Source organism: Streptomyces afghaniensis (assembly GCF_044327915.1).
Classification (GTDB): domain Bacteria; phylum Actinomycetota; class Actinomycetes; order Streptomycetales; family Streptomycetaceae; genus Streptomyces; species Streptomyces afghaniensis.
Window position 1 is genome coordinate 694219 of the sequence record NZ_JBIRGJ010000005.1, and the last position, 24804, is coordinate 719022.

Consider the following 24804-nt stretch of genomic DNA (forward strand, 5'->3'; position numbering starts at 1 on the left):
AGCCTTGCCTATCCAACCACGGGTTGCAACTGCCCGTAGGAGTGATCGATGCGCACTGTCCTGGAGTCACCGCCGGCCCTCACCTCCGTCCTCGCCGCCGCTTACCGGCGGTTGACCAGCGTGTGTGAGGCGCTGGACGTCGAGGTCGCGGACCCCTGGACGGCTGCCCGCCGGCACACCTTCTCCGCTGATGAACTGACGTCCGATCAGCAGACTCTCGACGCCTTCCTGGACGCCGAGGCGACCCGCATCCGCACGCGCCACGGCCGCACTCCGCGCCCCCACGTCGCAGCCTCACGCGCCCTGCACGACTACGCCTGGTCGATCGCCCTGCTGATGAGCGGCGTGTGGTACCTGGAGCGCCGTGTGCCCCGCGTACGCCCCCAAGCGGTGCGCCTGGACCTCGCGGCCGGGACGTACGCGATCACGCCCGAGCCCCGCGTCGCCTGTCTGCCCGGTGACCCCGTCGCCACGCTGCCCGGGGCGGTGGCCGTCGCGGACGAGGAGGCCCTGCGGGCCGAACTGCGCGCCGCGGTCGCCGACCACATGCGCCCGCTGCTCACCGCCCTCGGCCCCGCCGTACGCCGCGGCCCGCGCGCCCTGTGGGGCATGGTCGGCGACGATCTCGTCTCCGGGATCTGGTACCTCGGCCGCACCCTGGGCCGCGAGGACGACGCCGTACGCGCGGCCACCGCCCTGCTCCCCGAACCCGTCAGCCCCTACCCGGCCGGAGCGGACTTCCGCCTCCTGGCCGGTACCGACGGCCGCCACCACCCGACCCGTACCCGCACGGGCTGCTGCCTCTACTACGCCATCCGTCCCGACGAGGCCTGCGCCACCTGCCCCCGCACCTGCGACGCGGAACGCCTGCGCAGGCTCGAGTCCTGACGGACCATCAGTGCCCTGCCTCCACCTCGCGCCAGAACGCGTCGACCCGGGCGTTGAACACGTCCGGCACCTCCTGGAACGGCTGATGGGCCTCCCCGGGCAGCACCTCGAACGCGGCGCCCGGGATGCTGTCCGCGACCACGCGGCCCAGGCGCGGCGGCGTGGCGAGGTCGAGTTCGCCGGCGAGCACGAGGGCCGGCGCGGTGATCCGGCCGAGCCGGTCGAGCGTGTCGTGCTCGGCGAACGCCGCCAGCTGGCGCTGGAAGTCCTCGACGGACTGCGCGTGTTCGAAGGCGAGCGTCTCCTCGACGAACCGGTCGGCTATGCCGTCCGCGTGGGCGCGAGGTGTGTAGATCCACAGGAAGAACGCCTCGAGCATGGCCCGCTCGTCCGGGGCGCGTTCGACCATCCAGTGCCAGAAGCGCGTCATGGCACGGAAGTAGGGGTCCGGGCGAGCCATCGTGCTCATGAGGACGAGGCTGCGGACCACGCCGGGATGGCGGAGCGCCAGCTCCTGCGCGATGAAGCTGCCCCCGGAGAAACCGGCGACGTGGGCAGCAGGCACCTGGAGCGCCCGGAGCAGTGCCGCGGCGTCGTCGGCCATCCGCGCCACGGAGAGCGGCCCCTCGGGCAGCGGCGTACGCCCGGCGCCACGGTTGTCGAAGGCCGTGAGCCGGTAGCGGTCCGCGAGCCCGTCGAGCTGCGGCTGCCAGGCCTCGGCGGGATCTCCGAGTCCCGAGATGAGCAGGACGTCGGGTCCCTCGCCCCGTCGTTCGACCCAGAGTTCCACACCGTCGGCGTCGATCATCTGTCCCATGGCCGGCCTCCTGGAACGGGATCCGTGGTCGTCACACCTGCGCCGGCGCGATGTTCTGGTTGGCGTGGAACAGGTTGTCCGGGTCGTACGTCCTCTTGACCCGGGCGAGCCGGTCGTAGTGGTCACGGTATGTCGCCCGGACCCGTTCCTGGCCCTCCCCGGTGCCCATGAAGTTCACGTACGAGCCGCCCATGGAGTACGGGTGCAGCTCCTCCTGGTAGCCGACGCACCACTGCCTGATGATCCCGGCGTTGGCCGGATCGGGATCGACACCCGCGAAGACGCCGGACCAGACGGCGTCCCGGTAGCTCCACGCCGTGTCGTCCGGACCCACCCGGTGGGCGGCTCCGTCGACCGGGTAGAGGTGCATCAGCGAGAGCTGCGTCGGATTGTTCTCGCCGTACTTGAGGTGGACGTCCAGGGCGGCGTCGGGGATGTCGTCGAAGAAGTCGCCGCGCCAGTACCACTGGTAGCCGGTCGGGATCAGTTCGTCGAACATGCTCTGCAGCGCGACGTAGGGCATCGGTGCCGCGAAGTGGAAGGCCGGCGGGCCGGGCTCCCGGACCACGGAGAGAGCCTCGTCGAGCCGGTCGGGGTCGCCGGTGTGGCACCACACGATGCCGCACACCTTCTGCCTGTGGATCTCCTCGGGGAAGGGCGGCCCGGGAGGGATGACGAAGACGGTGAAGAACCCGTACACGTCCTCCGGCGCCCGGGGGAGGAACTCGCGGTACCACCCCAGCACTTCGCGGGTGTGCTCGACCGGCCAGACGGTCACCCCGGCCCCGACCGTGTCCACCGGGTGCAGCCGGAAGGTGAGGGACGTCGCGATGCCGAAGTTGCCGCCGCCACCACGCAACGCCCAGAACAGGTCCGGGTGTTCGGTCGCGTTCGCGGTGACGAAGCTGCCGTCGGCCAGCACGACGTCCGCGCTGAGCAGGTTGTCCGCGGTCAGGCCGTACTTGCGGGTGAGATAGCCGTGTCCGCCGCCGAGGGTCAGGCCTCCGACGCCCGTCATGGAGATGATGCCCGTGGGAGTGGCGAGGCCGAAGGCGTGCGTGGCGTGGTCCAGGTCGCCGAGCCGGCTGCCCCCGCCGGCCTGCGCGGTCTTCGCGACCGGGTCGACACGCACCCCGCGCATCGGCGAGAGGTCGATGGTCACGCCGTCGTCCACCAGGCACAGGCCCGGGCCGCTGTGCCCGCCGCCCCGTACGGCCGGCTCCAGGCCGTGATCGCGGACGAAGGTCACCGCGGCCATGACGTCCGCGGCGTCCGCGCACCGCACGATGGCGGCGGGGCGTTTGTCGATCATCGCGTTGTAGATCTTGCGGGCCTGGTCGTACTCGGTGTCCCGCGGGCTTATGACCGGCCCCCGCAATGCCGTCCGCATGTCTTCCAGAGTGGCGCTGTCCATGACGATCTCCTCCGGACGCCCGACCGTGCTGAGAAGACCAGCCTCCCGCCGACGGCCGAGCGACGCATGTCCGGCGGCGTATCGCGCGCAGGCGCGATCATGTCCGTGGACCGCGGCCTTCGTCGCCACCGCCTTCGGCCCCACCGCACCGCAGCGCGGTCCTGGAGACCGGCCGGCTGCTCGGGGCGCTGGATGAGGGCCGGCATGGCGTGGGAGATGGTGTGGGGGGTCGTGCAGGGCCTGTTCGACGTCCTCGTCCTGGCCACGGCGGGGGTCAGGCCCGGGGCCGCCGTCCGCTGCGCCGTGGTGCGGGCTCGGCGCCGCCCAGCAGGGACTGCCGCCGCTCCTCGCCCTGCTCCTCGACCTGGAGCACCACACTCCGCAGCCCTTCGGCGAGGCTGCGGCACTCCGCGTCGCTGAGCCGGGCCGTCACGAACGCCTCCTCCTCGTTGAACGCCGGAAAGACCCGCTGCATGAACGCGTCGCCCTCCTCGGTGAGGCTCAGCAGCACCAGCCGCCCGTCGCTCGGGTGGTCCGCCCGTCGCAACAGGCCCCGCGACTCCAGCGTGCGCGCCACACCCGTCAGCGTGCCCTTGGAGATCCCCGCCTCCTCCGCCACGTGCCGGGTCTCCGACTCGCCCCACACCCAGACCACCCACAGCACCACGAAGGCCGTCCAGGTCAGGTCGGAGCCGCGCAGCACCGAGTTCTCCAGGTGCTGCCGCACGGCGGACGCGGCCCGGTAGATGTTCGCCACCGCCGCCATCTGCTCCCGGCGGATCGGAACACCTCCGAGCTTCGCCGCCGCGAGCTTCTCGGCCTCGGTGATGGATCGGTGGCCCGGCACGGGCGGCTCCTTCGTCTGGTCGCGAGGCGTCACACCCGGGCGGCGCATTCTCGCCGCCCGGTCGTTCGGGCTCAAATTGTACGGAGACGACAGGGAAACCCGCCCGTCCGGGTCCTCGGCGTGCCCCCCGGGGGGAGTTCTGCCGGGACGTCATGCGGCGCGCGGAGCCCTAACCTGCTGACCCCCACGGCCCGGCTCACCGCTCGACGAACCGTGCGAGGTGATCCGGGTCCGGCCGCAGCAGCCCGTCCCGGACTGCGAGCGCGGTCGCCTGCGCACGGGAGGCGCATCCGGTCTTGCGCAGCAGATGCTCGACATGACTGTGCACGGTCCGCGGGGACAGGAACAGCGCCTGCGCGATGGCCTGGTTGGTCTGCCCCGTGGCCGCCCGGGTGAGCACGTCAAGCTCCCGGGGGCTGAGCCCGTACGGCAGTTCCGTGGGCGTCTCGTGCACCAGCACCGCCTCGGACGCCAGGCCGGGCCCCGCCGGGTGCCGGTGCAGTACGACCCGCTGCCAGCCGCCGCCGGCCGGCCACAGCAGGCGCAGCCGCCGGCCGCCCGTGCCGGTGAAGGCGTCGAGCAGCGCGCGGAACCCGCCGGCGTCCCGCAGCACCCGCGGCCGGTCCCGGCCCGGCAGGTCGATCACCCCGCCGTCGCCGGTGACCAGGCTCGCCGCATCCTCCGCCGCCAGGCCGTGCAGGTCGCCGGCGTGGGCCAGCGGGTCGGCGAGCGCGGCGAGGGCGGGCATCACGGAGGCGAGGAGCCGCCGGGCGTCCGTGTCGTAGGCGTCCGCGCTCTCGGTGGAGAGGTGCACCAGGCCCACCAGCCGGCCCCGGTGCCGCAGCGCGCCCGTGACGCCGTCCCGGAAGCCGGCCGGGCGGACCCGCTCGGCGTAGAACCAGCCGTGCCGGAAGCGCGGCCCGGCGTCGTCGGTGTCCTCCGCGTCCTCGGAGATGGACGGTGGCAGCTCGCGCCGTACGACGTTGCGGTACCACGGCGTCTCGACGAACTCCCCGGCCAGGGCCTGCGAGGCCGCGGCGGTGTAGCCGATGCTCGCGACCTGGATGTGGGATCCGGTCAGCGGGTCGATCGTGAGCAGGGTCGCCGCGTCCAGCGGCAGTGCGTGGGCGAGTTCGAGCAGGGCCTGCGCGGAGGCGGACGTGGTGTCGCGCTCGCGGGTGAGCATGCCGATGCGTGCTGCTGCCGCGATCTGGTGGTGACTGGGCATGGCGAGCCTCCGGGCGGCTCGGGCGCGATGTCGTTTGGGGCCTAACGATAAGGGGTCGGTCCGGGTACGGCAAGGTGTTCACCGTCTTGTCGTGCGAGGGGCCCGTGATCCGCCTGCTGTCGTTCGCAGTCGGTATTTGTACGGATGGTGCGGCGGGCCCGGCAGGTCTTTCCTGTTCGGCACACCCGGACGCCCGCTCCAGTCGGGCCCGCCCCTCGGAGAGCCCCCGCCATGACCCCACCCCCGTCCACACCCTCACGCCGGCACTTCCTCGCTCTCTCCGCAGCCACCGCCCTGGCGGCCGCCGGATGCTCGGCGCCACGGAACACGGCCGCGTCGGCCGATCCGTCGCCCTCCGGCAGGACGCCCCTGACGAAGATCGGGCTCGACTACCCCTTCACCCAACTCCCGCTCTACTCCACCCTGGTGAAGCTCTCCACCGCCCAGGCCGAGCGGCACGGCATCTCGCTGCTCACGACCAGCGACAACGCCAGCGCCGACACACAGGCGAGCAACCTCAACACCTGGGTCGCCCGCAAGGTCCCCGCGATCGTGTCCTTCCCGATGGTCTTCGAGGCCGCCGAGCCCGTCGCCGAGGCGGCCCTGGACGCGGGACTGATCTGGGTCACCTACGGCGGTTCCCTGCAACACCAGAGCGCCGACATCCAGTTCAGCTTCCGCAAGGGCGGCACCCTGCTCGGCGAGGCAGCGGCGAAGTGGGCCGAGGAGCACCTCGACGGCAAGGGCAAGATCGCCTTCCTCACCGACAGCACCATCGAGCTGGGCCGCGAACGCACCAAGGGCATGATCGACGCCTTCACCCGGCTGGCGCCCGGCGTCGACGTGGTGGCGCGGGAACAGGCCATCGACCCGGACACGGGCCTGTCGAAGACGAAGGCGATCCTGGCCAAGCACCCCGACCTCAACCTCGTCCTCGGCGTCACGGACGCCGCCGCGTACGGCGGATTCAAGGCCCTGCAGCAGACCGGGCGCGCCGCCGACGACGCCAGGACCTTCGTCGGCGGCCAGGACGGCTCCGCGCCCTCCCTCCTCGCCGTCAAGCAGGGCACCTTCTACCGGGCCTGTGCCGCGCTGGCCCCGAAGGACATCGCCGCCGCGATCGTCGACGTGCCGCGCGCCGTCGCCGCGGGCAAGGCGAACCCCAGCGTCCAGGTGCCGGTCGCGCTCGTCCAGCACGCCGACACCGCCGAGATCGACGCCCTGCTCGCGCAGAACGCCTGAGGCCCCGTGATGACGACCACGAACCTCCGCGTCCGCGGCCTGACCAAGTCCTTCGGCGGCGTCCGGGCCCTCGACGGCGTGGACCTCACCGTGCCCGCCGGGCAGGTACACGCCCTGCTCGGCCACAACGGCGCCGGCAAGTCCACCCTCATCAAGTGCCTCGGCGGCGCCTACCCGCCCGACGCGGGAACGATCGAGGTGGGCGGTACGTCGTACGGCCGCCTCACCCCGCGCGAGTCGATCGCGGCCGGCGTGGCGATCATCTTCCAGACCTTGAGCGTGGTCGACGCGCTGACCGTGGCGGAGAACATCTTCCTCGGCCAGGAGTGGACCCGGTACGGCCGTATCGACCGGCGCGCCCAGGAGGAGGTCGCCGCCGGGCTGCTCCAGCGGGTCGCGGCCAGGTGCTCCCCGCGCGACCGGGTGGGCGATCTGCCCATGGCCCAGCGGCAGTTGGTCGAGATCGCCAAGGCCCTGAGCCGCAGCGCCGCCGTCCTGGTCCTCGACGAGCCGACCGCGGCCCTGTCCGGCGCGGAGACCGACGCCCTGGCCGAACGCGTCGAGGATCTCCGCGCGCAGGGCCTCGCCATCGTCTACGTCACGCACCTGCTGTCGGAGGTGGAACGACTCGCGGACGCGGTCACCGTACTGCGCGACGGCCGGGTGACCCACCAGGCCGCGGTGGCGGGACAGACGCGGCGCGACCTGGTCGAGGCGATAGCGGGCAGGCCGCGCCACGCGTCCGGCGCGGACGTGGACGAGGCCCGTGGCGTGCCCGGCACGGGCGCCCGGAGGCCGCGGCACATGCCCGGCCCGGCGGGGCATGACGACCGGCACAAGCCGAGCCCGGACGCCGGGAAGCCGAGGCGCACTCCCGGCCGAGACGCGTACACGCCAGGCCCTGACACGCCCGAGCAGCAGCGCGTTCCGCCCCCGCCCAGGCTGGTCGTCGAAGCCCTGCGCGGCCCCGGCTTCGGGCCCGTCGGTCTCACCGTCGCCGAGGGCGAACGCGTCGGTCTGTTCGGGCTCATCGGCTCCGGCCGCACCCGCATCCTGGAGACGCTCTACGGCCGGCGCCGAGCCACCGCCGGCACCATCCGCGTCGGCGAACGCACCGTCAGCCCCGCCCGGCCTGCCGACGCGCTCGGCGTCGGAATCGCGCTCGTACCGGCGGACCGGCGCGCACAGGGCCTGTTCCCGTCGCTGTCCGCCCAGGACAACACACTGCTGCCGGCCGTCCGGACCTTGGCCCGGTACCACGTACGGGCGCTGCGCACCGAATGACGGGTGTTCGACGCGCTGGCCACGGCGGTCGGGCTGCGCCCGGCCAGGCCCGGGCTGCCGGCGGGCGCGTTCTCCGGGGGCAACCAGCAGAAGCTCGTCCTCGGCCGGTGGATCAACGAGGCCCGGCACGTGGACGTGACGTGCTGCTGCTGGACGAGCCGACCCAGGGCGTCGACGTCGGGGCCCGTCAGGAGATCTACCGGGTGGTGTCCGGGCTCGCCGCCGAGCGCGGCACCGCCGTGCTGTTCGCGTCCAGCGACCCGGAGGAGGTCGCGGCGCTCGCCGACCGCTGCCTGATCGTCGCCCGGGGACGGATCGTCGGCGAGCTCTCCGGGCCGGGGCTGACCGAACAGGCCCTGCTCTCGGCGGTCCACGACGCCGATCCCGACCCCCTGCCCGCCGAAGGAGCAGCATGACCACCGCCGGCCGCGTCCTCACACGTCCGCGTCTGATCGCCACGGGCGGGCTGACCACCGTACGCCGCAACCCGCTCCTCGTCGTGCTCGTGGCGATGGTGCTGGTCTTCCAGATGGCCACGGGCAGCTTCCTCGACCCGGCCAACCTCGGCGGCATCGCCACCGACGCCGCCACCCTCGCCATCGTCGCCGTCCCGCTGGCCCTGCTCGTCATCAGCGGATACCTCGACCTGTCGGTCGGCTCCACGCTCGCCCTCGGCGGTCTTGTCGCCGGCTGGCTGGCCGGGCAGCACCACCAGCCGCCCGCCGTCGCCCTGCTCGGGGCGCTCGCCGCCGGGGCGGTGGTCGGCGCGGTGAACGGCGTCCTGTGCTGTTACTTCGGCCTGTCCGCGTTCATCGTCACGCTCGGCATGCTGACCGCCGTACGCGGTCTGGCACAGCAGTTGTTCCCGCTGCCGCTGAGCGGCTTCGGCTCCGGGTTCGCCTGGATCGGCGGGGCGCGGATCGCCGGGATCGCGGCGCCGGTCGTCATCGCGGCGGTGGTACTGGCGGCGGGTGCGCTGTTCCTCGCGGTCACCCCGGCCGGACGGCACGTCTTCGCCATCGGCGTCAACCGGGAGGCCGCCCACCTCTCCGGCATCCAGGTCCGGCGCACCCCGTTCGCGCTGTTCGTCGTGACCGGCGTGGCCGCCGGTCTGGCCGGTGCCGTCAAGGCGTCGGTACTGGACAGCGTGGTGGCCGGAACCTCAGGATCCGGTTTTGAGCTGGCCGTGCTCACCGCCGTGCTGGTCGGCGGAGTGGCCCTCACCGGCGGCTCCGGCTCGATCCTCGGCGTCCTGCTCGGCGTGCTCTTCCTCGGCGGCCTGCAGAACGGCCTGACCCTGCTGAACGTGCCGACGTTCTGGCAGCAGATGGCCCAGGGCGTCGCGCTGGTGGCCGGCGCGGCCCTGGCGTACTTCGCACCCCGCACGGGGCGCTGATCCCCATACGGGGCGCTGTTCCCTCCGCGGAGCGCTGATCCCCCTACCCCGAGAAAGAGGTCACCGTGAGCGACACCGCTCCCACCCTCGTCCTGACCGGCGGCCAGGTCCTGACCGTCGACACCGGCTTCACCGTCGCCGAAGGCGTCGCCGTACGCGGCCGGGACATCCTGGCCGTCGGCAGCGACGCGGACATGCGCGCCCTGGCAGGGCCCGGCACCCGGATCGTCGGACTGGGCGGCCGGACCGTGCTGCCCGGCATCAACGACTCGCATCTGCACGGAGCCGCCTACGGGATGACGAAGCCGCCGTTCGCCATCGACGTCGGCCATCCGGCGGTGGGGTCCATCGCCGGCATCGCCGCGGCCGTGGCCCGGGCGGCACGGGACGTCCCGGACGGAGCGTGGATCGTCGGCCTGGGCTGGGACCCCGGTTACCTCGCCGAGTGCCTGGCCGACCCGGGCCGCTTCCCGCACCGCCGGGACCTGGACGCGGTGGCCCCGGGCCACCCGGTCTGCCTGACCGACTTCTCCTCGCACATGGTGTGGGCCAACTCCGAGGCGCTGCGCCGCTGCGGCATCGACGCGGACACCACGCCCCCGCCCGGCGGCGTCATCGACCGCGACCCCGACAGCCGGCCGACCGGCATCCTGCGCGAGGCCGCCGGGCGGCTCGTCCAGGCCGCCCTGCCCGCCCCCACCCTCGCCCAGCGCCGCCAGGCCATCCAGAACGTGGTCCGCGAACTGCACTCCCGCGGCATCACCAGCTACACCGAGCCCGGCCTCGGCCCCGGCGGCTCCGGCACTCTCTTCGGCGGCCTGAGCACCGACAACTGGACCGCGTACGCGGACCTCGCGGCGAGCGGCGAACTCGGGGCACGCGTCAGCGTCCTGCTGCTGCCCGCCCCCATGGGCGGCTCCGCCGACGACGTCCGCAAGGGCCTGGCGGAACTGCGCCGCCCCGAGTCCGCCGACCCCCGGCTGCTGCGGGCCATCGGCGTCAAGATCTTCGCTGACGGCGTGCCGCCCAACCGCACGGCCTGGATGAACGAGCCCTACGCTCAGGGCGGGCACGGTGCCCTGTGCGTGCACGGCGACACCCCGGCGCTCCAGGCCGACGAACTGCGCGAGATGATCCGGGTCGCCCACGAGGCCGGGTTCCAGCTCGGTGTGCACGTCACCGGCGACCGCGCCATCGACACGGTGGTGGACGCCTTCGTCGCCGCCGACCGGGCCGCGCCCCGCCCCGACGCCCGCCACTACGTCATCCACGGCGACTTCATCAGCCCCGGCAGCCTGGCCGGACTCGCCGCGCACGGCTACGGCGTCAACATGAACCCCGCCATCAAGTGGACCATCTCCGATCTGATGGACGAGGTCGTCGGCCCCGAACGCTCCGCCTACCAGTGGCCGGTGCGCTCTGCGCTCGACGCCGGAGTACGGGTCTGCGCCAGCTCCGACGCGCCGATCACCGAGCCCGACTGGCGACAGGGCGTCGCGTCGATGATGCTCCGCGAGTCCAAGGCCAGCGGCCGCCCCAGCGGCCCCGAACAGTGCGTGCCGCTCGCCGACGCCCTGCGCGCCTACACGGCCACCCCGGCCTGGCAGGACTTCGCCGACGACTGGAAGGGCACGATCGAGCCGGGCAGGGCCGCCGACCTGTGCGTCCTGGACCGACCCTTGCTGGGCCTCGACCCGCACGACATCACCGAGGTCCAGGTGGATCTCACGGTGTTCGACGGGCGGGTGGTCTTCGAACGCTGAGCCGACCCGGGCCGAGGAGCGGTCAACGGGTCACGCCGCCCCCACCGCCGTCCCCCGCGCTCCCCACCGCCGGGTCCGGTACGTCCCGGCCACCCGGCACACCGCGTAGATGCCGAACGAGACCGTCGTGACGTACGGGCTGATGGGAATGCTGCTGCCCAGCGCGAGCAGGATGCCGCCCTCGATCGAGGCCACGGCGAACAGCACGCTCAGCACGGGCAGCAGCACCGGCGACGCGGTGACGCGGGCGGCGGCCGCGGCCGGCGTGACGACCAGCGTGAGCACCAGCAGCGCCCCGACGACCTGCACCGACAGGGCGACCGCGAGCCCGAGCACCAGCATGAACGCCAAGGACAGCGTGCGCACCGGCACCCCGCGGGCCTCCGCCACGTCCGGGTCCGTGCTGGCGAAGGCGAGCGGACGCCACATGACCGCCAGGGCGATCAGCACCAGCACGGACGTGCCGAGCAGCCACGACATCTGCGGGGTGTCCACGGCGACGATCTGACCGGTGAGCAGGCCGAACTTGTTGGCCGCCCGGCCCTTGTAGAGGGCGAGGAAGAGCACGCCGAGCCCCAGTCCGAACGGCATGATGATGCCGATCACCGAGTTGCGGTCCCGGGCCCGTGTCCCCAGCACCCCGATGGCTCCGGCCGCGAGGAGCGAACCGGCGATCGAGCCCGCCACGATGTTCGCGCCCAGCAGCAACGCGGCCGACGCGCCCGCGAAGGACAGCTCACTGATGCCGTGCACCGCGAACGGCAGGTCCCGCATCAGGACGAAGACCCCGGCCAGCCCGCCCACGAGCCCCAGTGCCACGCCCGCGATGAGCGAGTTGCGGACCAGGGCCAGGAGTTCGCCGTAGTCCGTGAAGTCGAAGATCTGGTGCCAGACCCCGTCGGCGAGCGTCATGCGCGCACTCCGTCCGTCTCGTGAACCGGCCCGGGATGGTGCGCGTGCGCGGCCGGCCCGTCGGGGGCCCCGGCGACCACGACCCGGCCCCGCACACGCACCACGTCGACCTGCGTGCCGTAGAGCCGGGACAGCGACTCGGAGGTCAGTACCTCGTCCGGGGTGCCGACACGGTGGCCGCCGGGGGCCAGGTACAGCACCCGGTCGACCATCCCCAGCACCGGGTTGATCTCGTGCGTCACGAAGACCACCGCCGTGCCGTGGGAGCGGCGCCGGGCGTCGATCAGCTCGGTGACGGCCCGCTGGTGGTGCAGGTCGAGCGACAGCAGCGGCTCGTCGCACAGCAGAATGCGCGGGTCGGTCGCCAGCGCCTGCCCGATGCGCACGCGTTGCCGCTCGCCGCCGGACAGCATGCCGAGGGGGACGTCGGCGTATGCCGCGGCCCCGACCGACTCGAGGATCTCGTCCACGCGGCGGCGGACCGCTCCGGTGCGCAGGCGCGGGCCGAAGCGGTGCCCGTCGATACCGAACCGCACGAGGTCCCGGGCCCGCAGCATGGCCTGCGCGGACAGCGCCGCCTGCTGCGGGACGTAGCCGATGTGCCGGGCGGCGTCCCGAGCGGGCCGGCCGAGGACGGTCAGCGTCCCGGCGGACAGCGGCCGGCGGCCCAGCAGCGCCCGTACGAAACTGGTCTTGCCCGCGCCGTTCGGCCCCAGCACGGCCAGGAACTCCCCGGGCCGAACGTCGAGGTCGAGGCCGCTCCACACCGTGCGGTCGCCGTACGCCAGGGCCCCGTCGCGCAGACTGACGACGGGACTGACGTCCTGACCGGACACCGGGGTCACTTGGCCAGCGCGCTCGCGAGCGCGTCGACGTTGGCGGTCATCCAGCCGAGGTAGTCCTTGCCCTTCGGCAGGGTCTCGGTGACGGGCACGACGGGGATGCCGGCCGCCTTGGCCGCCGCTTCGGACTTCACGGTCTGCGGGCCGGAGGTCTGCTCGTTGTAGACGAGCACCTTGACCTTCCCGCCGCTGAACAGGGCCAGACTCTCCTGGAGGATCCGGGGCGAGACGTCGTCGCCCTCCTCGATCGCCTCGCTGAACGCCGCGGGCGTCTTGTTCACCAGGCCGCTCGCCTCGGTCATGTACAGCGGGACGGGCTCGGTGATCGCCACCGCCGCACCGCCGTGCTCCTTCTTGATCTGCGCCTCCTTCGCCTCCAACGGCGTGAGCCCGGCCTTGAAGGCGGTGGCGTTCTTCCTGAAGGCGGACGCGTCGGCCGGGTCGGCCTTGGCGAGGGCCGCGGATATGCGGTCGGCGACGCGGGCGACGGTGGGGAAGTCGTACCAGACGTGCTCGTTCAGCTCGCCGCCCTTCGGTGCGGTCTTGCCGGACACCCGCACGGCGTTGATCACCTGGGCGGAGTCGTTGTGGCCGCTCTTCAGCATGCGGTCGACGAAGTCGTCGTAGCCGCCGCCGTTCTCGACGACGACCTTCGCCTTGGAGAGGGCCAGCTGGTTCTGGGTGTCGGCCTCGTAGGAGTGCGGGTCCTGGTCGGGGTCGCTGATGACCGAGGTGACGTCGACCTTGTCGGCGCCGATGCTGCGCACGATGTCGCCGTAGACGTTCGTGGAGGCGACGACGGGCACCTTGGCCGAGGTGTTCCTGGCGTCGGCGGAGTCCGCAGAGCTGCCGCAGCCCGCGAGAAGGGCCAGTGACGCGCTGGTCAGCAGCGCCAGGCGGCGGGACGTGGACAGGGGCATGGCTCCTCCATGACGGATGTGCAGAGGGGTGCCGGTGTTCGGCAGGCGCCACGCTAGATGGGAATGAATGTCAAGAGCGGGTTCTGGCCGAAGTCATGTGAAAACCATTGCCAATTGTTGGGAGAGATCCTGGGCTGGACTGGTAGTCCAGGAGCTGGATCTGTAGTCTAGATGCATGAGAGAGGCTCTGACCGCGGAACGGGACGCGATCCTCGCCGCGCTGAAACCGGTCGTCGACGGGATCGCCGCGACCTTCGGGCCGGTCTGCGAAGTCGTGCTGCACGACTACCGGAAGCCGGAGCAGTCGGTCGTCGCCGTGGCCGGATCGGTGACCGGGCGGACGGTGGGCGGCGCGATGAGCGAGATCGGCATGCGCGTCCTCTCCCACGGGGACGAGGCGGCCGACGAACTGAACTACGTCACCCGCACCCGGAACGGGACGCTGGTCAAGTCCTCCACGATGGTCCTGCGGGACTCCACGGGAGCCGTCTTCGGCGCGCTCTGCGTCAACGTGGACGTCGGCGCCGTCAGCCAGGTCCACGGCCTGCTCGGCGCCCTCGCCGGACTCGGCGCGGCCCCCGCGGAGCCGCCGACCACCACCTTCGGCAACGACATCGACTCCGTCGTCGACGCCCTCGTCGACGCCCACCAGTCGAAACAGCGGGGCAGCTGGGCGGAGCTCGACCGCGCCGAGCGCCTTGAACTGTTCGGCGGACTCGACACACGCGGGGTCTTCGCCGTGCGCGGCGCGGTCGAGCAGGTCGCGGCCCGGCTCGGCATCTCCCGCGCCTCCGCCTACAACTACCTTTCCCAGGCCCGGGCCGCCCGCAGTGCGGCCGCCGGCACTTCCGCTGGAGGACACGCGTGACGACCACCACCCCACCGGTCACCCTCGACGACGTCCGGGACGCCGCCGCCCGGCTCCAGGGCGTCGCCCACCGCACGCCCGTCCTGCGCTCCCGCACCCTGGACGCGCTCGCCGGCGCCGAGATCCACCTCAAGTGCGAGAACTTCCAGCGCGTCGGCGCCTTCAAGTTCCGCGGGGCCTACAACGCCGCCTCCCGCCTCGCCCCCGACCAGCTGTCCCGCGGTATCGCCGCCTACTCCTCCGGCAACCACGCCCAGGCCGTCGCCCTGGCCGCCCGCGAGCTCGGCACCACCGCCGTGATCGTCATGCCGGAGGACGCCCCGCCCTCCAAGCGGGCGGCCACCGCCGGCTACGGTGCCGAGATCGTCACCTACGACCGCTACACCGGCGACCGCGTCGCCATCGCCGAGGCCCTGGCCGCCGAGCGGGGGCTCGCCGTCATCCCACCGTACGAGCATCCGCATGTCATGGCCGGACAGGGCACGGCGGCGCTCGAACTTCTCGAAGAGGCGGGGGAGCTGGGGGCGCTGCTGACGCCGGTCGGTGGTGGCGGGCTCATGGCCGGCAGTGCCACGGCGGCCAAGGGCCTGCACCCGGGCATCCGCATGATCGGTGTCGAACCGGAGGCCGGGGACGACACCAAGCGCTCGCTGGAGGCAGGCCGGCGCATCAGTATCCCGGTGCCGCACACCATCGCCGACGGACAGGCCCTGCACACACCCGGCGAACTCACCTTCTCCGTCAACCGGCGGCTCGTCGACGATGTCGTCCTGGTCACCGACGACGAGATCCGGGACGCGATGCGGTTCGCCTTCGAACGCCTGAAGATCGTCGTCGAGCCGAGCGGCGCCACCCCGCTGGCGGCCCTGCTCACCGGCCGCGCGGGCCCTCTCCCGCACCGCGTCGGCGTCATCCTCTCCGGCGGCAACATCGACGCCGAGCGCTTCGCCGAGCTCTGCGGAAGCTAGGCCTGAGCGAGCGTTGCCCCGGTTGGCGGCCCCGGATGGACCGGCGGACGATTGAGGAGTAGGGGGCCGGCCGCCGACGGCGGCGTCCAGGGCCGCCGGGTGACCGGGCCCGGCCGCGGGGCACCGCGGCCTGAAGGGAGCCCGTCATGTTGGAAGTGAAGACGCTCGACAAGCCGGACGAGCGGCGTGATTTCCCCCGCGGTCACATGGAAGCCGTCCACATGACGGATCTCGACTTCGCCGTGGCGACGTTCGAGCCCGGCTGGCGCTGGACCGAATCCGTGGCCCCGATCGCGGGCACCGCCACCTGCCAGATGCACCACAACGGCTACGTCCTCCAAGGCCGCATGCACATCCGCATGGACGACGGCGGCGAGACCGAGGTCGGCCCCGGCGACGTCTACGTCGTCTCGCCCGGACACGACGCCTGGGTGGTGGGCGACGAGCAGGCCGTGGTCTACGACTTCCAGGGGCAGACGGCGAGGGAGTTCGCGAAGAAGCAGTAGCCCTTGTCGGCCCTTGCTCTGAGAAACCGATCGGTTCCCACCCTCCGATGGGAAACCGATCGGCTTCTGATGTGTGTGGTGTCCGTCGTGGCAGCCACCGTGATCACACCGGCAGCAGCCGCCCCACCAGGGCACTCAGCTGCCGGGCGGTGCGGCACTCGTGCATCTCGACCAGCTCGGCGTAGGCGGGTGCGGCGGAGTCGCCCGTGCCCCAGCGTGAACGCTGCTCGGGGTTCAACCAGTAGACGCGGCGGGCCCGTTCGGCGATCTGCCGTACGGCCGGCAGGTTCGGATCGCTCATGTTCGTACGTGCGTCACCGAGGACGAACACGGTCGTGCGCGGGCCGACCGCGTCGCCGTAACGCTCCGCGAACTCACCCAGCGCCATGCCGTAGTCGCTGCTGCCGTGCCAGCCCGTGAGCGTGGCCTCCGCCTGGATGCGGGCGCTGAGTCCTTCCGGGTCCGCTGTGCCGTGCCGGAGGAGTCCGGTCACCTCGTCGATCCGGTTGACGAAGGCGAACACCCGCACCTTGCCGAACTGGTCGTGCACCGCCTGCACCAGCAGCATCGTGAAGTCGGAGAAGCCGGACACCGATCCCGACACATCGCACAGCAGCACCAGTTCGGGACGGGCGGGACGCCGTCTGCGCAGCACCGGCTTCATCGGCACGCCGCCCGTCGACAGCGAACCGCGCAGGGTCCGCCGCAGGTCGATCGCGCCCCGGGAGGCACGGCGGCGGCGGGCCGCGAGCCGGGTCGCGAGCTTGCGGGCGAGCGGCTGAACCGTCCTGCGCAGCTCGGCCAGCCGGGCCTTCCCGGCGAACAGGAACTCGACCTGGTCGGCGGTCGGGGCCACCGCCCGCCGGGCGATCTGGTCCCGGCCGCGCCGCTCGGCGACCCGGCGCCGCGCCTCCGCCGCCACCAGCGCGCGGAAGGTCTCGATCCGCCGCCGGATCTCGTCCTCCAGCAGCCGGTCCGCGAACCCCTCACTCCCGCCCCGACCGCGCACGTCGTCGCGGACCCGGGCGAGCAGGGTCTGCGGGCGCAGCCGTTCCAGCGTCTGGTACGACGACCAACCGTCCGACTCCGGCGCGGAACCGTAGCCGCCGAAACCGTCGACCGCCTCGACCGCCAGCCGTCCCAGCAGCGCCTGGTCGTCGGCGGCGAGTGCGGCCGCCAGCCGGTCGCGCAGATCCTCCCGTCCCGCGGCCCGCTGCTCCGGGCCGCCGACGCCGCGCGGGAAGTACAGGTCGAAGACCGGGTCGAACACCTGCCGTTGCCCGTTGCCGTGCAGCAGGGTCGCCGCGAGCCCTTCGCGCAGCAGCTCCCGGTCCGCGAGGCCGAGGGCCTCGACCGCCCGCGCCGCGTCGACCGTCTCGCCGGTGCCGATCCGGATGCCGTGCGCGCGCAGCGCCCCGACCAGGGAGGTCAGTCGCTCCGCGACGCCCGCCTCCGTGGTCACAGGGCGTCCAGGTCGAGCTTGGCGGTCGCCTTGAGCACGTCGTCCTGGTGCTTGAGGAGCACACCGAGGGTGGCCCGCACGACCGTCTCGTCCAGGGTGTCCGCGCCGAGTGCGAGCAGCGTGCGCGCCCAGTCGATGGTCTCGGCGACCGACGGCACCTTGCGCAGGTCCATCGCCCGCAGCGCGCCCACGACCCGGACGACCGAGCGGGCCAGCGTCTCGTCGAGGCCCGGCACCTTCAGCCGCACGATCCGGCGCTCCAACTCCTCCTCGGGGAAGCCGATGTGGAGGAAGAGACAGCGGCGGCGCAGTGCCTCGGACAGCTCCCGGCTGGCGTTGGACGTGAGAACGACGAAGGGGCGGCGCGTCGCGGTGATGGTGCCCAGCTCGGGCACGGTCACCTGGAAGTCGCTGAGCACCTCCAGGAGCAGGCCCTCCACCTCGACGTCCGCCTTGTCGGTCTCGTCGATCAGCAGCACCTTCGGGTCGTCGCCCCGGATGGCGGTCAGCAGGGGCCGCGTGAGCAGGAACTCCTCGCTGAAGATGTCGGTGCGCTTCTCGTCCCACGTCTCGTCGCGGCCGGCGCTGATGCGCAGGAGCTGCTTGGCGTGGTTCCACTCGTACAGCGCCCGGGACTCGTCGACCCCCTCGTAGCACTGGAGGCGCACCAGCCGCGCCCCCGCCACCTCGGCCACGGCCTTGGCGAGCTCCGTCTTGCCGACGCCGGCCGGGCCCTCCACCAGCAGCGGCTTGCCCAGCCGGTCGGCGAGGAAGACGGTCGTGGCGACGGCGGGCGAGGCGAGATAGCCGGTCTCGGCCAGACGTGCGGAGACGTCGTCGACGGTTTTGAACAACGGGGGCCTCCCGGGTCGGCGGCGCCAGCGGACGGAGTACCTATCTAAGCGCTTGTTCAGCGAGGCTGTCACGCCTCTCCCACCAGGATCACCTCCAGCGTGCGCGGCCCGTGCACCCCCTCGACCCGGTCCAGTTCGATGTCACTGGTCGCCGACGGCCCCGAGATCCAGGTCAACGGCCGCGCCGGGTCCAGGCGTTCCAGGCCCTGTGGTACGGACGACACGACCTGGCCGGGGACGCGCACGACACAGATGTGATGGTCGGGGACGAGAGTGATCCGGCGGCGGCCCTGGTCGGGCGAGCCGTCCAGCACGATCGTCCCGGTCTCCGCGATCGCGACCGCACAGGCCGTCACCACGCTGTCCACCCGGTCGAGTTCGTGCGGCGTGCTCTCCGCCCGGTCCGCAACCCGCGTCACACCGGTCGCCGCCAGCCACCCCTCGTCCAGCCCGGGCGGCACGAGCACCGATGCCGACCCGCGCTTCTCCAGCAGCCCGGCGATCAGCCCGGCCAGCCCCTCGGTGTCCGTACGGTGCACGATCGCCCGGTAGTCCGCCAGGTTCTCGGCGAGCAGTTCGACGGTCTCCTCGGCACTCCGGTCCCCGTGCTCGCGCGCATAGTCACGCGCAACCGCCTGCTCGTAGGGCGGATCGTCCCGCGGGACGTCCGCCAGCGCGCGCCGCACCCGGCCCAGAATCCGTTCCTTGCTGTTCACTCGGCCCCGCCCTTCCCACCACGCGTGCGCTGCCACCAGTCCCGGAACGGCTCGGCCGGCACCGGCGGCAGATCCCGGGTCCCGCTCCACGCCCTGCCCGGGCCCGGCAGCGTACGGGGATGGAAGCGCCGGGTACGGGAGGCGGCGCGCTGGCCGGTGCGCAGCGCGCCCGGGTGCGTGAAGGCCCAGCGTGCCGCGCGCATCGCCGCCCGCTCGGCGGCATGCCCCTTCGCGGGCCGCAGCACGACCTTGTTGCCCTCCCGGGTGACCTCCCCGCCCTCCACGACCCGTTCCCGCAGGTGCACCAGCACCTCGGGGATGTCGATGGCGACCGGGCACACCTCGTAGCACGCCCCGCACAGCGAGGACGCGTACGGCAGCGAGGCGTCGATCTCACTGGCCGTGCCCCGCAGTTGGGGGCTGAGGATCGCACCGATCGGGCCCGGGTACACCGAGCCGTAGGCGTGGCCGCCGGCCCGCTCGTACACCGGGCACACGTTGAGACACGCCGAGCAGCGGATGCAGCGCAGCGCCTGCCGGCCGACCTCGTCGGCGAGGGTGTCGGTGCGACCGTTGTCCAGCAGCACCAGATGGAAGGTGCTCGGCCCGTCCCCGTCGGTCGTGCCGGTCCACGTCGACGTGTACGGGTTCATGCGCTCCGCCGTCGACGAGCGGGGGAGGGTCTGGAGGAACACCTCCAGGTCCCGCCACGTCGGCACGATCTTCTCGATGCCGACGACCGAGATCAGCGTCTCGGGCAGCGTCAGGCACATCCGCCCGTTGCCCTCCGACTCGACGACGACCAGCGTGCCCGTCTCGGCGACCATGAAGTTGGCCCCGGAGATGCCGACCTTGGCGCGCAGGAACTTCTCCCGCAGGTGCAGCCGGGCCGCCTCGGCGAGTTCGGCGGGCGTGTCGGTCAGGCCTTCCGGAGCCGGGCGGCCCCACTCGCTCATCTCGTTGCGGAAGATGTCCCGGATCTCGCCCCGGTTGCGGTGGATCGCCGGGACGAGGATGTGCGAGGGCCGGTCCTTGCCCAACTGCACGATCAGCTCGGCGAGGTCCGTCTCGTAGGCCCGGATGCCCTCGGCCTCCAGCGCCTCGTTGAGCCCGATCTCCTGCGTGGCCATCGACTTGACCTTGACGACCTCCGACTCGCCGGTCATCTTCACGAGCTGGGTGACGATCTCGTTGGCCTCGGCCGCGTCGGCGGCCCAGTGGACGATGCCGCCGGCCGCCGTCACCGCCTCCTCCAACTGCTCCAGATAGCGGTCCAGATGGCGCAGCGTGTGGTCCTTGATCCGCTTGCCCGCCTCGCGCAGCTCGGCCCAGTCGGACACCTCCGCCACGGCCTTGGCCCGCTTGGCGCGGATCGTGTGCGTGGCGTGCCGCAGATTGCCGCGCAGGGTCTCGTTGCCCACGGCCTCCCGCGCAGCCTCAGGAAACGCCGGCATCCCGACGAACGTCCCGCTCATACGGCCGGTTCCTCCTCCGTGCTCGCCAGGATCTCCGCGATGTGCACCGGCCGCATGCCGGTCCGCAGCCGGGTCATCGTCCCGCCGATGTGCATCAGGCAGGAGTTGTCGGCCGCGCACAGCACCTCGGCGCCCGTCGACTCGGCGTTGCGCACCTTGTCGGCGCCCATCGCCGCCGAGACGTCGGCGTTCTTCAGGGCGAAGGTGCCGCCGAACCCGCAGCACTCGTCGGCCCCCGGCAGCTCGGCCAGCTCCAGCCCCTTCACGGCCTGGAGCAGCCGCCGCGGCCGGTCGCCGAGGCCCAGCCCGCGCAGGCCGTGACAGGTCGGGTGGTAGGTCACCTTGTGCGGGTAGTACGCCCCGACGTCCGTCACGCCCAGCACGTCGACCAGGAACTCCGTGAGCTCGTACGTCTTCGGCGCCACCGGCGCCAGCGTGGCCGCGAGGGTGTTCCCGCGCCCCTCGGCCCGGGCCCGCTCGCCCATCCGCGGATACAGCTCCCGCACCATCGCCCCGCACGACCCGGACGGCGTCACGATCGCCTCGTACTCGCCGAAGACATCGGAGAAGTGCCGGGCGAGCGGTTCGGCCTCGTGACGGTATCCGGTGTTGTAGTGCGCCTGGCCGCAGCAGGTCTGCGCCATCGGGAAGTCGACGTCGACGCCCAGTCTGGTCAGCAGTTTCACCACGGCCCGCCCGGTGTCCGGATACAGCGTGTCGTTGACGCAGGTCAGGAACAGGGCGACACGCATCGCGGCTCCTTGTGGTCGATCATCGGATGAGTTGCAGCGTAGTGCGGAGACGGGGCCCGGGGGAGACCCCGTCAGTGCCCGGCGAGCCGGTCCTGCGCGGCGCGCCACCGCTCGGGCCCGCCGCGCGGCTCGTACCGCGTGAGCGGCTGCGTGCGGACGAGCAGCCGCCGCATCCCCGCCAGATCACCGGCCAGACCGTGGGCCCGCGCCTGCACGAGCACGTTCCCCAGGGCGGCGGCCTCGGTCGGCCCCGCCACCACCGGCAGTCCGCAGGCGTCGGCGGTCAACTGGCACAGCAGCGCGTTGCGCGTACCGCCGCCCACCACGTGCACCACGTCGACCGGATGCCCGGCGAGCCGCTGCGCGTCCTGAATCGCCTTGCGGTGGGCGAGGGCGAGGGAGTCGAGGATGCAGCGCGTCACCTCGGCCGGCGACTCGGGCACCGGCTGCCCCGAGACCCGGCACGCCTCGGCGATCCGCTCCGGCATCCGCCCCGGCGCGAGAAACGCCGGGTCACCGGCGTCCACGACCGACCGCAGCGCCTCCACCTTGGACGCCTCCAGCAGCAACGCGCCCAGGTCCGGGTCGCCCCAGGCCCGCACGCACTCCTGGAGCAGCCACAGCCCCATGATGTTGCGCAGATACCGGACCGTGCCGTCCAGCCCCAGCTCGTTGGTGAAGTTGGCCGCCCGGCTCTCCTCGGTCAGCACCGGCGCGTCCAGCTCCAGTCCGGCCAGGGACCAGGTGCCGGTGCAGATGTACGCGAACCGCTCCTGCCCGGCGGGCACGGCCGCCACGGCCGACGCGGTGTCGTGCGACCCGACCGCCGTCACGGGCACGGGCCCGCTCAGCCCGGTCTCCTCCAGCACCGCCTCCCGCAGCACACCCGCCGGATCACCGGGCTGCCGCAGCGGCGCGAACAGACTCAGGTCGATCCCCAGCCGCGAGGCGATGTCGTACGACCAGTCGCGCGTGCGGGGGTCGATCAGCTGGGTCGTCGAGGCGTTGGTGAGCTCGGTGCCCTGCTCGCCGGTGAGCCAGTACGTCAGGAGGTCGGGGATGAGCAACAGCCGCCGGGCGGAGGCCAGCTGGGCCGAGGAGCGAGCCGCCGTCAGCTGGTACACGGTGTTGAAGGGCGCGTACTGCAATCCGGTCGCCGCGTACAGTTCCTGAGCCGGGACGGTCGCCCACACCTTCTCCGCGACCCCCTCCGTCCGGGAGTCCCGGTAGTGCACGGGATTGCCGAGCAGCGCCCCGTCCGCGTCGAGCAGCCCGTAGTCCACGGCCCAGCTGTCGATCCCGACGGAGTCGACCTGCCCGGCCGACTTCAGCCCCTCCAGCACCCCCGCGTACAGACCGAGCACATCCCAGCGCAGCCCCTCGGGCACGCGCACGGGCCGGTTCGGGAAGCGGTGCGCCTCGGCCAGCTCCAGGCTGTCGGGGCCGACGCGGCCGACCATGACGCGCCCGCTGGACGCGCCGAGATCGACCGCGGCGTACGACTTCACGGCCGCGCTCACCGCAGGAAGGCGGCCGCGACGCCGGCGTCGACCGGGATGTGCAGCCCGGTGGTGTGGGTCAGGTCGCCGCCGGTGAGGGCGAAGACCGCGTTCGCGACATGCTCGGGCAGCACCTCACGCTTGAGGATGGTCCGCTGGGCGTAGAACTCGCCGAGCTTCTCCTCCTCGACCCCGTACACGGCGGCCCGCTTGGCGCCCCACCCGCCGGCGAAGATCCCGGAGCCGCGCACGACACCGTCGGGGTTGACGCCGTTGACGCGGATGCCGTGCTCGCCCAGCTCGGCGGCGAGCAGCCGCACCTGATGGGCCTGATCGGCCTTGGTGGCCGAGTAGGCGATGTTGTTGGGCCCGGCGAACACGGCGTTCTTCGACGCGATGTAGACGATGTCGCCGCCCAGCTCCTGCGCGATCATCACCCGCGCCGCTTCCCGCGACACGAGGAAGGACCCGCGCGCCATGATGTCGTGCTGGAGGTCCCAGTCCTTCGCCGAGGTCTCCAGCAGCGGCTTGGAGATCGAGATACCGGCGTTGTTGACCACGAGATCGACACCGCCGAACGCCAGCACGGCAGCCTTGAAGGCCTCGGCGATCTGCTCCTCGGACGTGACGTCCACCGTCACGGCGACGGCCTTGTCCGGCCCGCCCAGCTCATCGGCGACGGCCTGGGCGTTTACGCCGTTGAGGTCCGCGACGACCACACACGCTCCCTCGGCCGCGAGCCGGTGCGCGATGGCCTTCCCGATCCCGCTGCCGGCACCGGTCACCAGCGCCACCCGGGTGGCCAGCGCCTTGGGCTTCGGCATCCGCTGGAGCTTGGCCTCTTCGAGGGCCCAGTACTCGATGCGGAACTTCTCGGACTCCTCGATCGGCGCGTACGTGGACACGGCCTCGGCGCCGCGCATCACATTGATGGCGTTGACGTAGAACTCCCCGGCCACCCGGGCGGTCTGCTTGTCCTTGCCGAAGCTGAACATGCCCACGCCCGGGACAAGCACGATCGCCGGGTCGGCGCCGCGCATGGCGGGGGAGTCGGGCAGGGCGTGCCGCTGGTAGTAGGCGGCGTACTCCTCGCGGTACTCCGCGTGCAGCTCCTTCAGCCGGGCGACGGCCTCGTCGAGCGGAGCGGTCGGCGGCAGGTCGAGGACCAGCGGCCGGACCTTGGTCCGCAGGAAGTGGTCCGGGCAGGAGGTGCCCAGCGCGGCCAGCCGCGGATGCTCGGCGCTCGCGAGGAAGTCGAGGACGACCTCGGAGTCGTTGAAGTGGCCGACCTGAGGCCGGTCCTGGGAGGCGAGGGCACGGACGTACGGCGCGAGTGCGGCGGCCCGCTCCCGGCGCTCCCCGGCACCCAGCGCGGCGTACCCCTCGATCACCGGCCCGAAGGGCTCGTCCTTGCCGCGCTCGGCGAGGAACTTCTCCGCGGTCCGGATGATGTGCAGCGAGTTCCGCTCGCACTCCTCGGACGTGTCACCCCAGGCGGTGATCCCGTGCCCGCCGAGGATGCACCCGATGGCCTGCGGATTGGCCACCTTCACGGCGGCGATGTCCAGCCCCAGCTGGAATCCGGGCCGCCGCCACGGCACCCACACGACACTGTCGCCGAAACACTCGGCGGTCAGCTTCTCCCCGTCGGCGGCACAGGCGAGCGCGATGCCGGAGTCCGGGTGGAGGTGATCGACGTGGGCGGCCTCGACGAGCCCGTGCATGGCCGTGTCGATGGAGGGAGCCGCACCGCCCTTCCCGTGCAGGCAGTAGTCGAACGCGGCGACCATCTCGTCCTCGCGCTCCACGCCCGGGTAGACGTCGACGAGCGCCCGCATCCGGTCCAGCCGGAGCACGGCCAGCCCGGCTTCGGTCAGCGTCCCGAGATCCCCACCGGACCCCTTGACCCACATCAGCTCGACGTCACCACCGGTGACGGGGTCGGTCTCGGTGCCCTTGGCGGAGGCGTTGCCTCCCGCGTAGTTGGTGTTACGGGGATCGGAGCCGAGCCGATGCGAACGGGCCAGGAGAGCGGCGGCTTCGGGATGGGTTGCCATGGATACGAGTTCCTCTCAAGGGACGGTGGGTGACTTACTCAGGGGCGCGGGGAACTGCGCGACCAGCCACAACCGGCCCGCAGCCCGAATCGAA

23 protein-coding genes are annotated in these 24804 nt (G+C 72.5%); 9 read left to right on the forward strand and 14 right to left on the reverse strand.

The window, feature by feature from the left end:
- The first annotated feature begins 48 nt into the window (after positions 1-48).
- Entirely contained in the window at positions 49-888 is an 840-nt protein-coding gene (locus ACH4G3_RS21695) for a (2Fe-2S)-binding protein (RefSeq protein WP_397626035.1), read from the forward strand.
- A 7-nt stretch (positions 889-895) separates the two neighbouring features.
- Here ACH4G3_RS21695 and ACH4G3_RS21700 read toward each other — a convergent pair whose 3' ends face one another.
- From ACH4G3_RS21700 to ACH4G3_RS21715, 4 genes are all read right to left on the reverse strand, one after another.
- Positions 896-1705, reverse strand: a complete 810-nt coding sequence (locus ACH4G3_RS21700) for an alpha/beta fold hydrolase (protein WP_397626036.1) — start codon at positions 1703-1705, stop codon at positions 896-898.
- A 31-nt stretch (positions 1706-1736) separates the two neighbouring features.
- Positions 1737-3119 carry an FAD-binding oxidoreductase gene (locus ACH4G3_RS21705; RefSeq protein ID WP_397626037.1) on the reverse strand — a complete coding sequence of 461 codons (1383 nt, stop codon included), beginning with the start codon at positions 3117-3119 and terminating at the stop codon, positions 1737-1739.
- 274 nt (positions 3120-3393) lie between these two features.
- Complete coding sequence (locus ACH4G3_RS21710) at positions 3394-3966, reverse strand: MarR family winged helix-turn-helix transcriptional regulator (RefSeq protein ID WP_397626038.1); 573 nt, start codon at positions 3964-3966, stop codon at positions 3394-3396.
- 196 nt (positions 3967-4162) lie between these two features.
- Positions 4163-5194, reverse strand: coding sequence for a helix-turn-helix transcriptional regulator (locus ACH4G3_RS21715; RefSeq protein WP_397626039.1), 1032 nt, complete (start codon positions 5192-5194; stop codon positions 4163-4165).
- A 231-nt stretch (positions 5195-5425) separates the two neighbouring features.
- Here ACH4G3_RS21715 and ACH4G3_RS21720 point away from each other — a divergent pair, with 231 nt between their 5' ends.
- The 5 genes from ACH4G3_RS21720 (at position 5426) to ACH4G3_RS21740 (ending at position 10879) form a co-directional block, all read left to right on the forward strand.
- A complete protein-coding gene (locus tag ACH4G3_RS21720) occupies positions 5426-6436 on the forward strand; it encodes a sugar ABC transporter substrate-binding protein (protein WP_397626040.1) in 1011 nt (336 codons plus the stop codon).
- Between the two features lie 9 nt (positions 6437-6445).
- Entirely contained in the window at positions 6446-7720 is a 1275-nt protein-coding gene (locus ACH4G3_RS21725; protein WP_397626041.1) for a sugar ABC transporter ATP-binding protein, read from the forward strand.
- A 140-nt stretch (positions 7721-7860) separates the two neighbouring features.
- The gene (locus ACH4G3_RS21730; protein ID WP_397626042.1) at positions 7861-8136 is read left to right on the forward strand and encodes a hypothetical protein; all 276 of its coding nucleotides are present in this window, start codon (positions 7861-7863) and stop codon (positions 8134-8136) included.
- On the forward strand, positions 8133-9116 hold the full coding sequence (locus ACH4G3_RS21735) for an ABC transporter permease (protein WP_397626043.1): 984 nt from the start codon (positions 8133-8135) through the stop codon (positions 9114-9116). Before ACH4G3_RS21730 ends, ACH4G3_RS21735 begins: the two co-directional genes overlap by 4 nt.
- 65 nt (positions 9117-9181) lie before the next feature.
- The gene (locus ACH4G3_RS21740; RefSeq protein ID WP_397626044.1) at positions 9182-10879 is read left to right on the forward strand and encodes an amidohydrolase; all 1698 of its coding nucleotides are present in this window, start codon (positions 9182-9184) and stop codon (positions 10877-10879) included.
- A gap of 30 nt (positions 10880-10909) precedes the next feature.
- Here ACH4G3_RS21740 and ACH4G3_RS21745 read toward each other — a convergent pair whose 3' ends face one another.
- Genes ACH4G3_RS21745 through ACH4G3_RS21755 form a run of 3 tightly spaced genes read right to left on the reverse strand, consistent with a single transcriptional unit; the run spans position 10910 to position 13553 of the window.
- A complete protein-coding gene (locus tag ACH4G3_RS21745) occupies positions 10910-11791 on the reverse strand; it encodes a metal ABC transporter permease (protein WP_397626045.1) in 882 nt (293 codons plus the stop codon).
- A complete protein-coding gene (locus ACH4G3_RS21750) occupies positions 11788-12636 on the reverse strand; it encodes a metal ABC transporter ATP-binding protein (RefSeq protein WP_397626046.1) in 849 nt (282 codons plus the stop codon). The genes ACH4G3_RS21745 and ACH4G3_RS21750 overlap by 4 nt, the downstream gene beginning before the upstream one ends.
- A complete protein-coding gene (locus ACH4G3_RS21755) occupies positions 12633-13553 on the reverse strand; it encodes a metal ABC transporter solute-binding protein, Zn/Mn family (protein WP_397626047.1) in 921 nt (306 codons plus the stop codon). The genes ACH4G3_RS21750 and ACH4G3_RS21755 overlap by 4 nt, the downstream gene beginning before the upstream one ends.
- 175 nt (positions 13554-13728) lie before the next feature.
- Between ACH4G3_RS21755 and ACH4G3_RS21760 the strand changes: the two genes are divergently transcribed.
- From ACH4G3_RS21760 to ACH4G3_RS21770, 3 genes are all read left to right on the forward strand, one after another.
- Positions 13729-14421, forward strand: a complete 693-nt coding sequence (locus ACH4G3_RS21760) for a helix-turn-helix transcriptional regulator (protein WP_397626048.1) — start codon at positions 13729-13731, stop codon at positions 14419-14421.
- Positions 14418-15389, forward strand: coding sequence for a pyridoxal-phosphate dependent enzyme (locus tag ACH4G3_RS21765; protein WP_397626049.1), 972 nt, complete (start codon positions 14418-14420; stop codon positions 15387-15389). Before ACH4G3_RS21760 ends, ACH4G3_RS21765 begins: the two co-directional genes overlap by 4 nt.
- A gap of 146 nt (positions 15390-15535) precedes the next feature.
- Positions 15536-15895: a cupin domain-containing protein gene (locus ACH4G3_RS21770; protein WP_354742942.1), complete on the forward strand. Its 360-nt coding sequence runs from the start codon at positions 15536-15538 to the stop codon at positions 15893-15895.
- A 103-nt stretch (positions 15896-15998) separates the two neighbouring features.
- Here ACH4G3_RS21770 and ACH4G3_RS21775 read toward each other — a convergent pair whose 3' ends face one another.
- The 7 genes from ACH4G3_RS21775 to ACH4G3_RS21805 form a co-directional block, all read right to left on the reverse strand.
- A complete protein-coding gene (locus tag ACH4G3_RS21775; protein WP_397626050.1) occupies positions 15999-17357 on the reverse strand; it encodes a vWA domain-containing protein in 1359 nt (452 codons plus the stop codon).
- On the reverse strand, positions 17354-18211 hold the full coding sequence (locus tag ACH4G3_RS21780; protein WP_397626051.1) for an AAA family ATPase: 858 nt from the start codon (positions 18209-18211) through the stop codon (positions 17354-17356). Before ACH4G3_RS21780 ends, ACH4G3_RS21775 begins: the two co-directional genes overlap by 4 nt.
- Before the next feature lie 68 nt (positions 18212-18279).
- Entirely contained in the window at positions 18280-18927 is a 648-nt protein-coding gene (locus ACH4G3_RS21785; protein WP_397626052.1) for a LutC/YkgG family protein, read from the reverse strand.
- On the reverse strand, positions 18924-20402 hold the full coding sequence (locus tag ACH4G3_RS21790; protein ID WP_397626053.1) for a LutB/LldF family L-lactate oxidation iron-sulfur protein: 1479 nt from the start codon (positions 20400-20402) through the stop codon (positions 18924-18926). The genes ACH4G3_RS21785 and ACH4G3_RS21790 overlap by 4 nt, the downstream gene beginning before the upstream one ends.
- Complete coding sequence (locus ACH4G3_RS21795; protein WP_397626054.1) at positions 20399-21154, reverse strand: (Fe-S)-binding protein; 756 nt, start codon at positions 21152-21154, stop codon at positions 20399-20401. The genes ACH4G3_RS21790 and ACH4G3_RS21795 overlap by 4 nt, the downstream gene beginning before the upstream one ends.
- A 71-nt stretch (positions 21155-21225) precedes the next feature.
- The gene (locus ACH4G3_RS21800) at positions 21226-22674 is read right to left on the reverse strand and encodes a rhamnulokinase (RefSeq protein WP_397626055.1); all 1449 of its coding nucleotides are present in this window, start codon (positions 22672-22674) and stop codon (positions 21226-21228) included.
- The gene (locus ACH4G3_RS21805) at positions 22671-24710 is read right to left on the reverse strand and encodes a bifunctional aldolase/short-chain dehydrogenase (protein WP_397626056.1); all 2040 of its coding nucleotides are present in this window, start codon (positions 24708-24710) and stop codon (positions 22671-22673) included. Before ACH4G3_RS21805 ends, ACH4G3_RS21800 begins: the two co-directional genes overlap by 4 nt.
- Between the last annotated feature and the right edge of the window lie 94 nt (positions 24711-24804).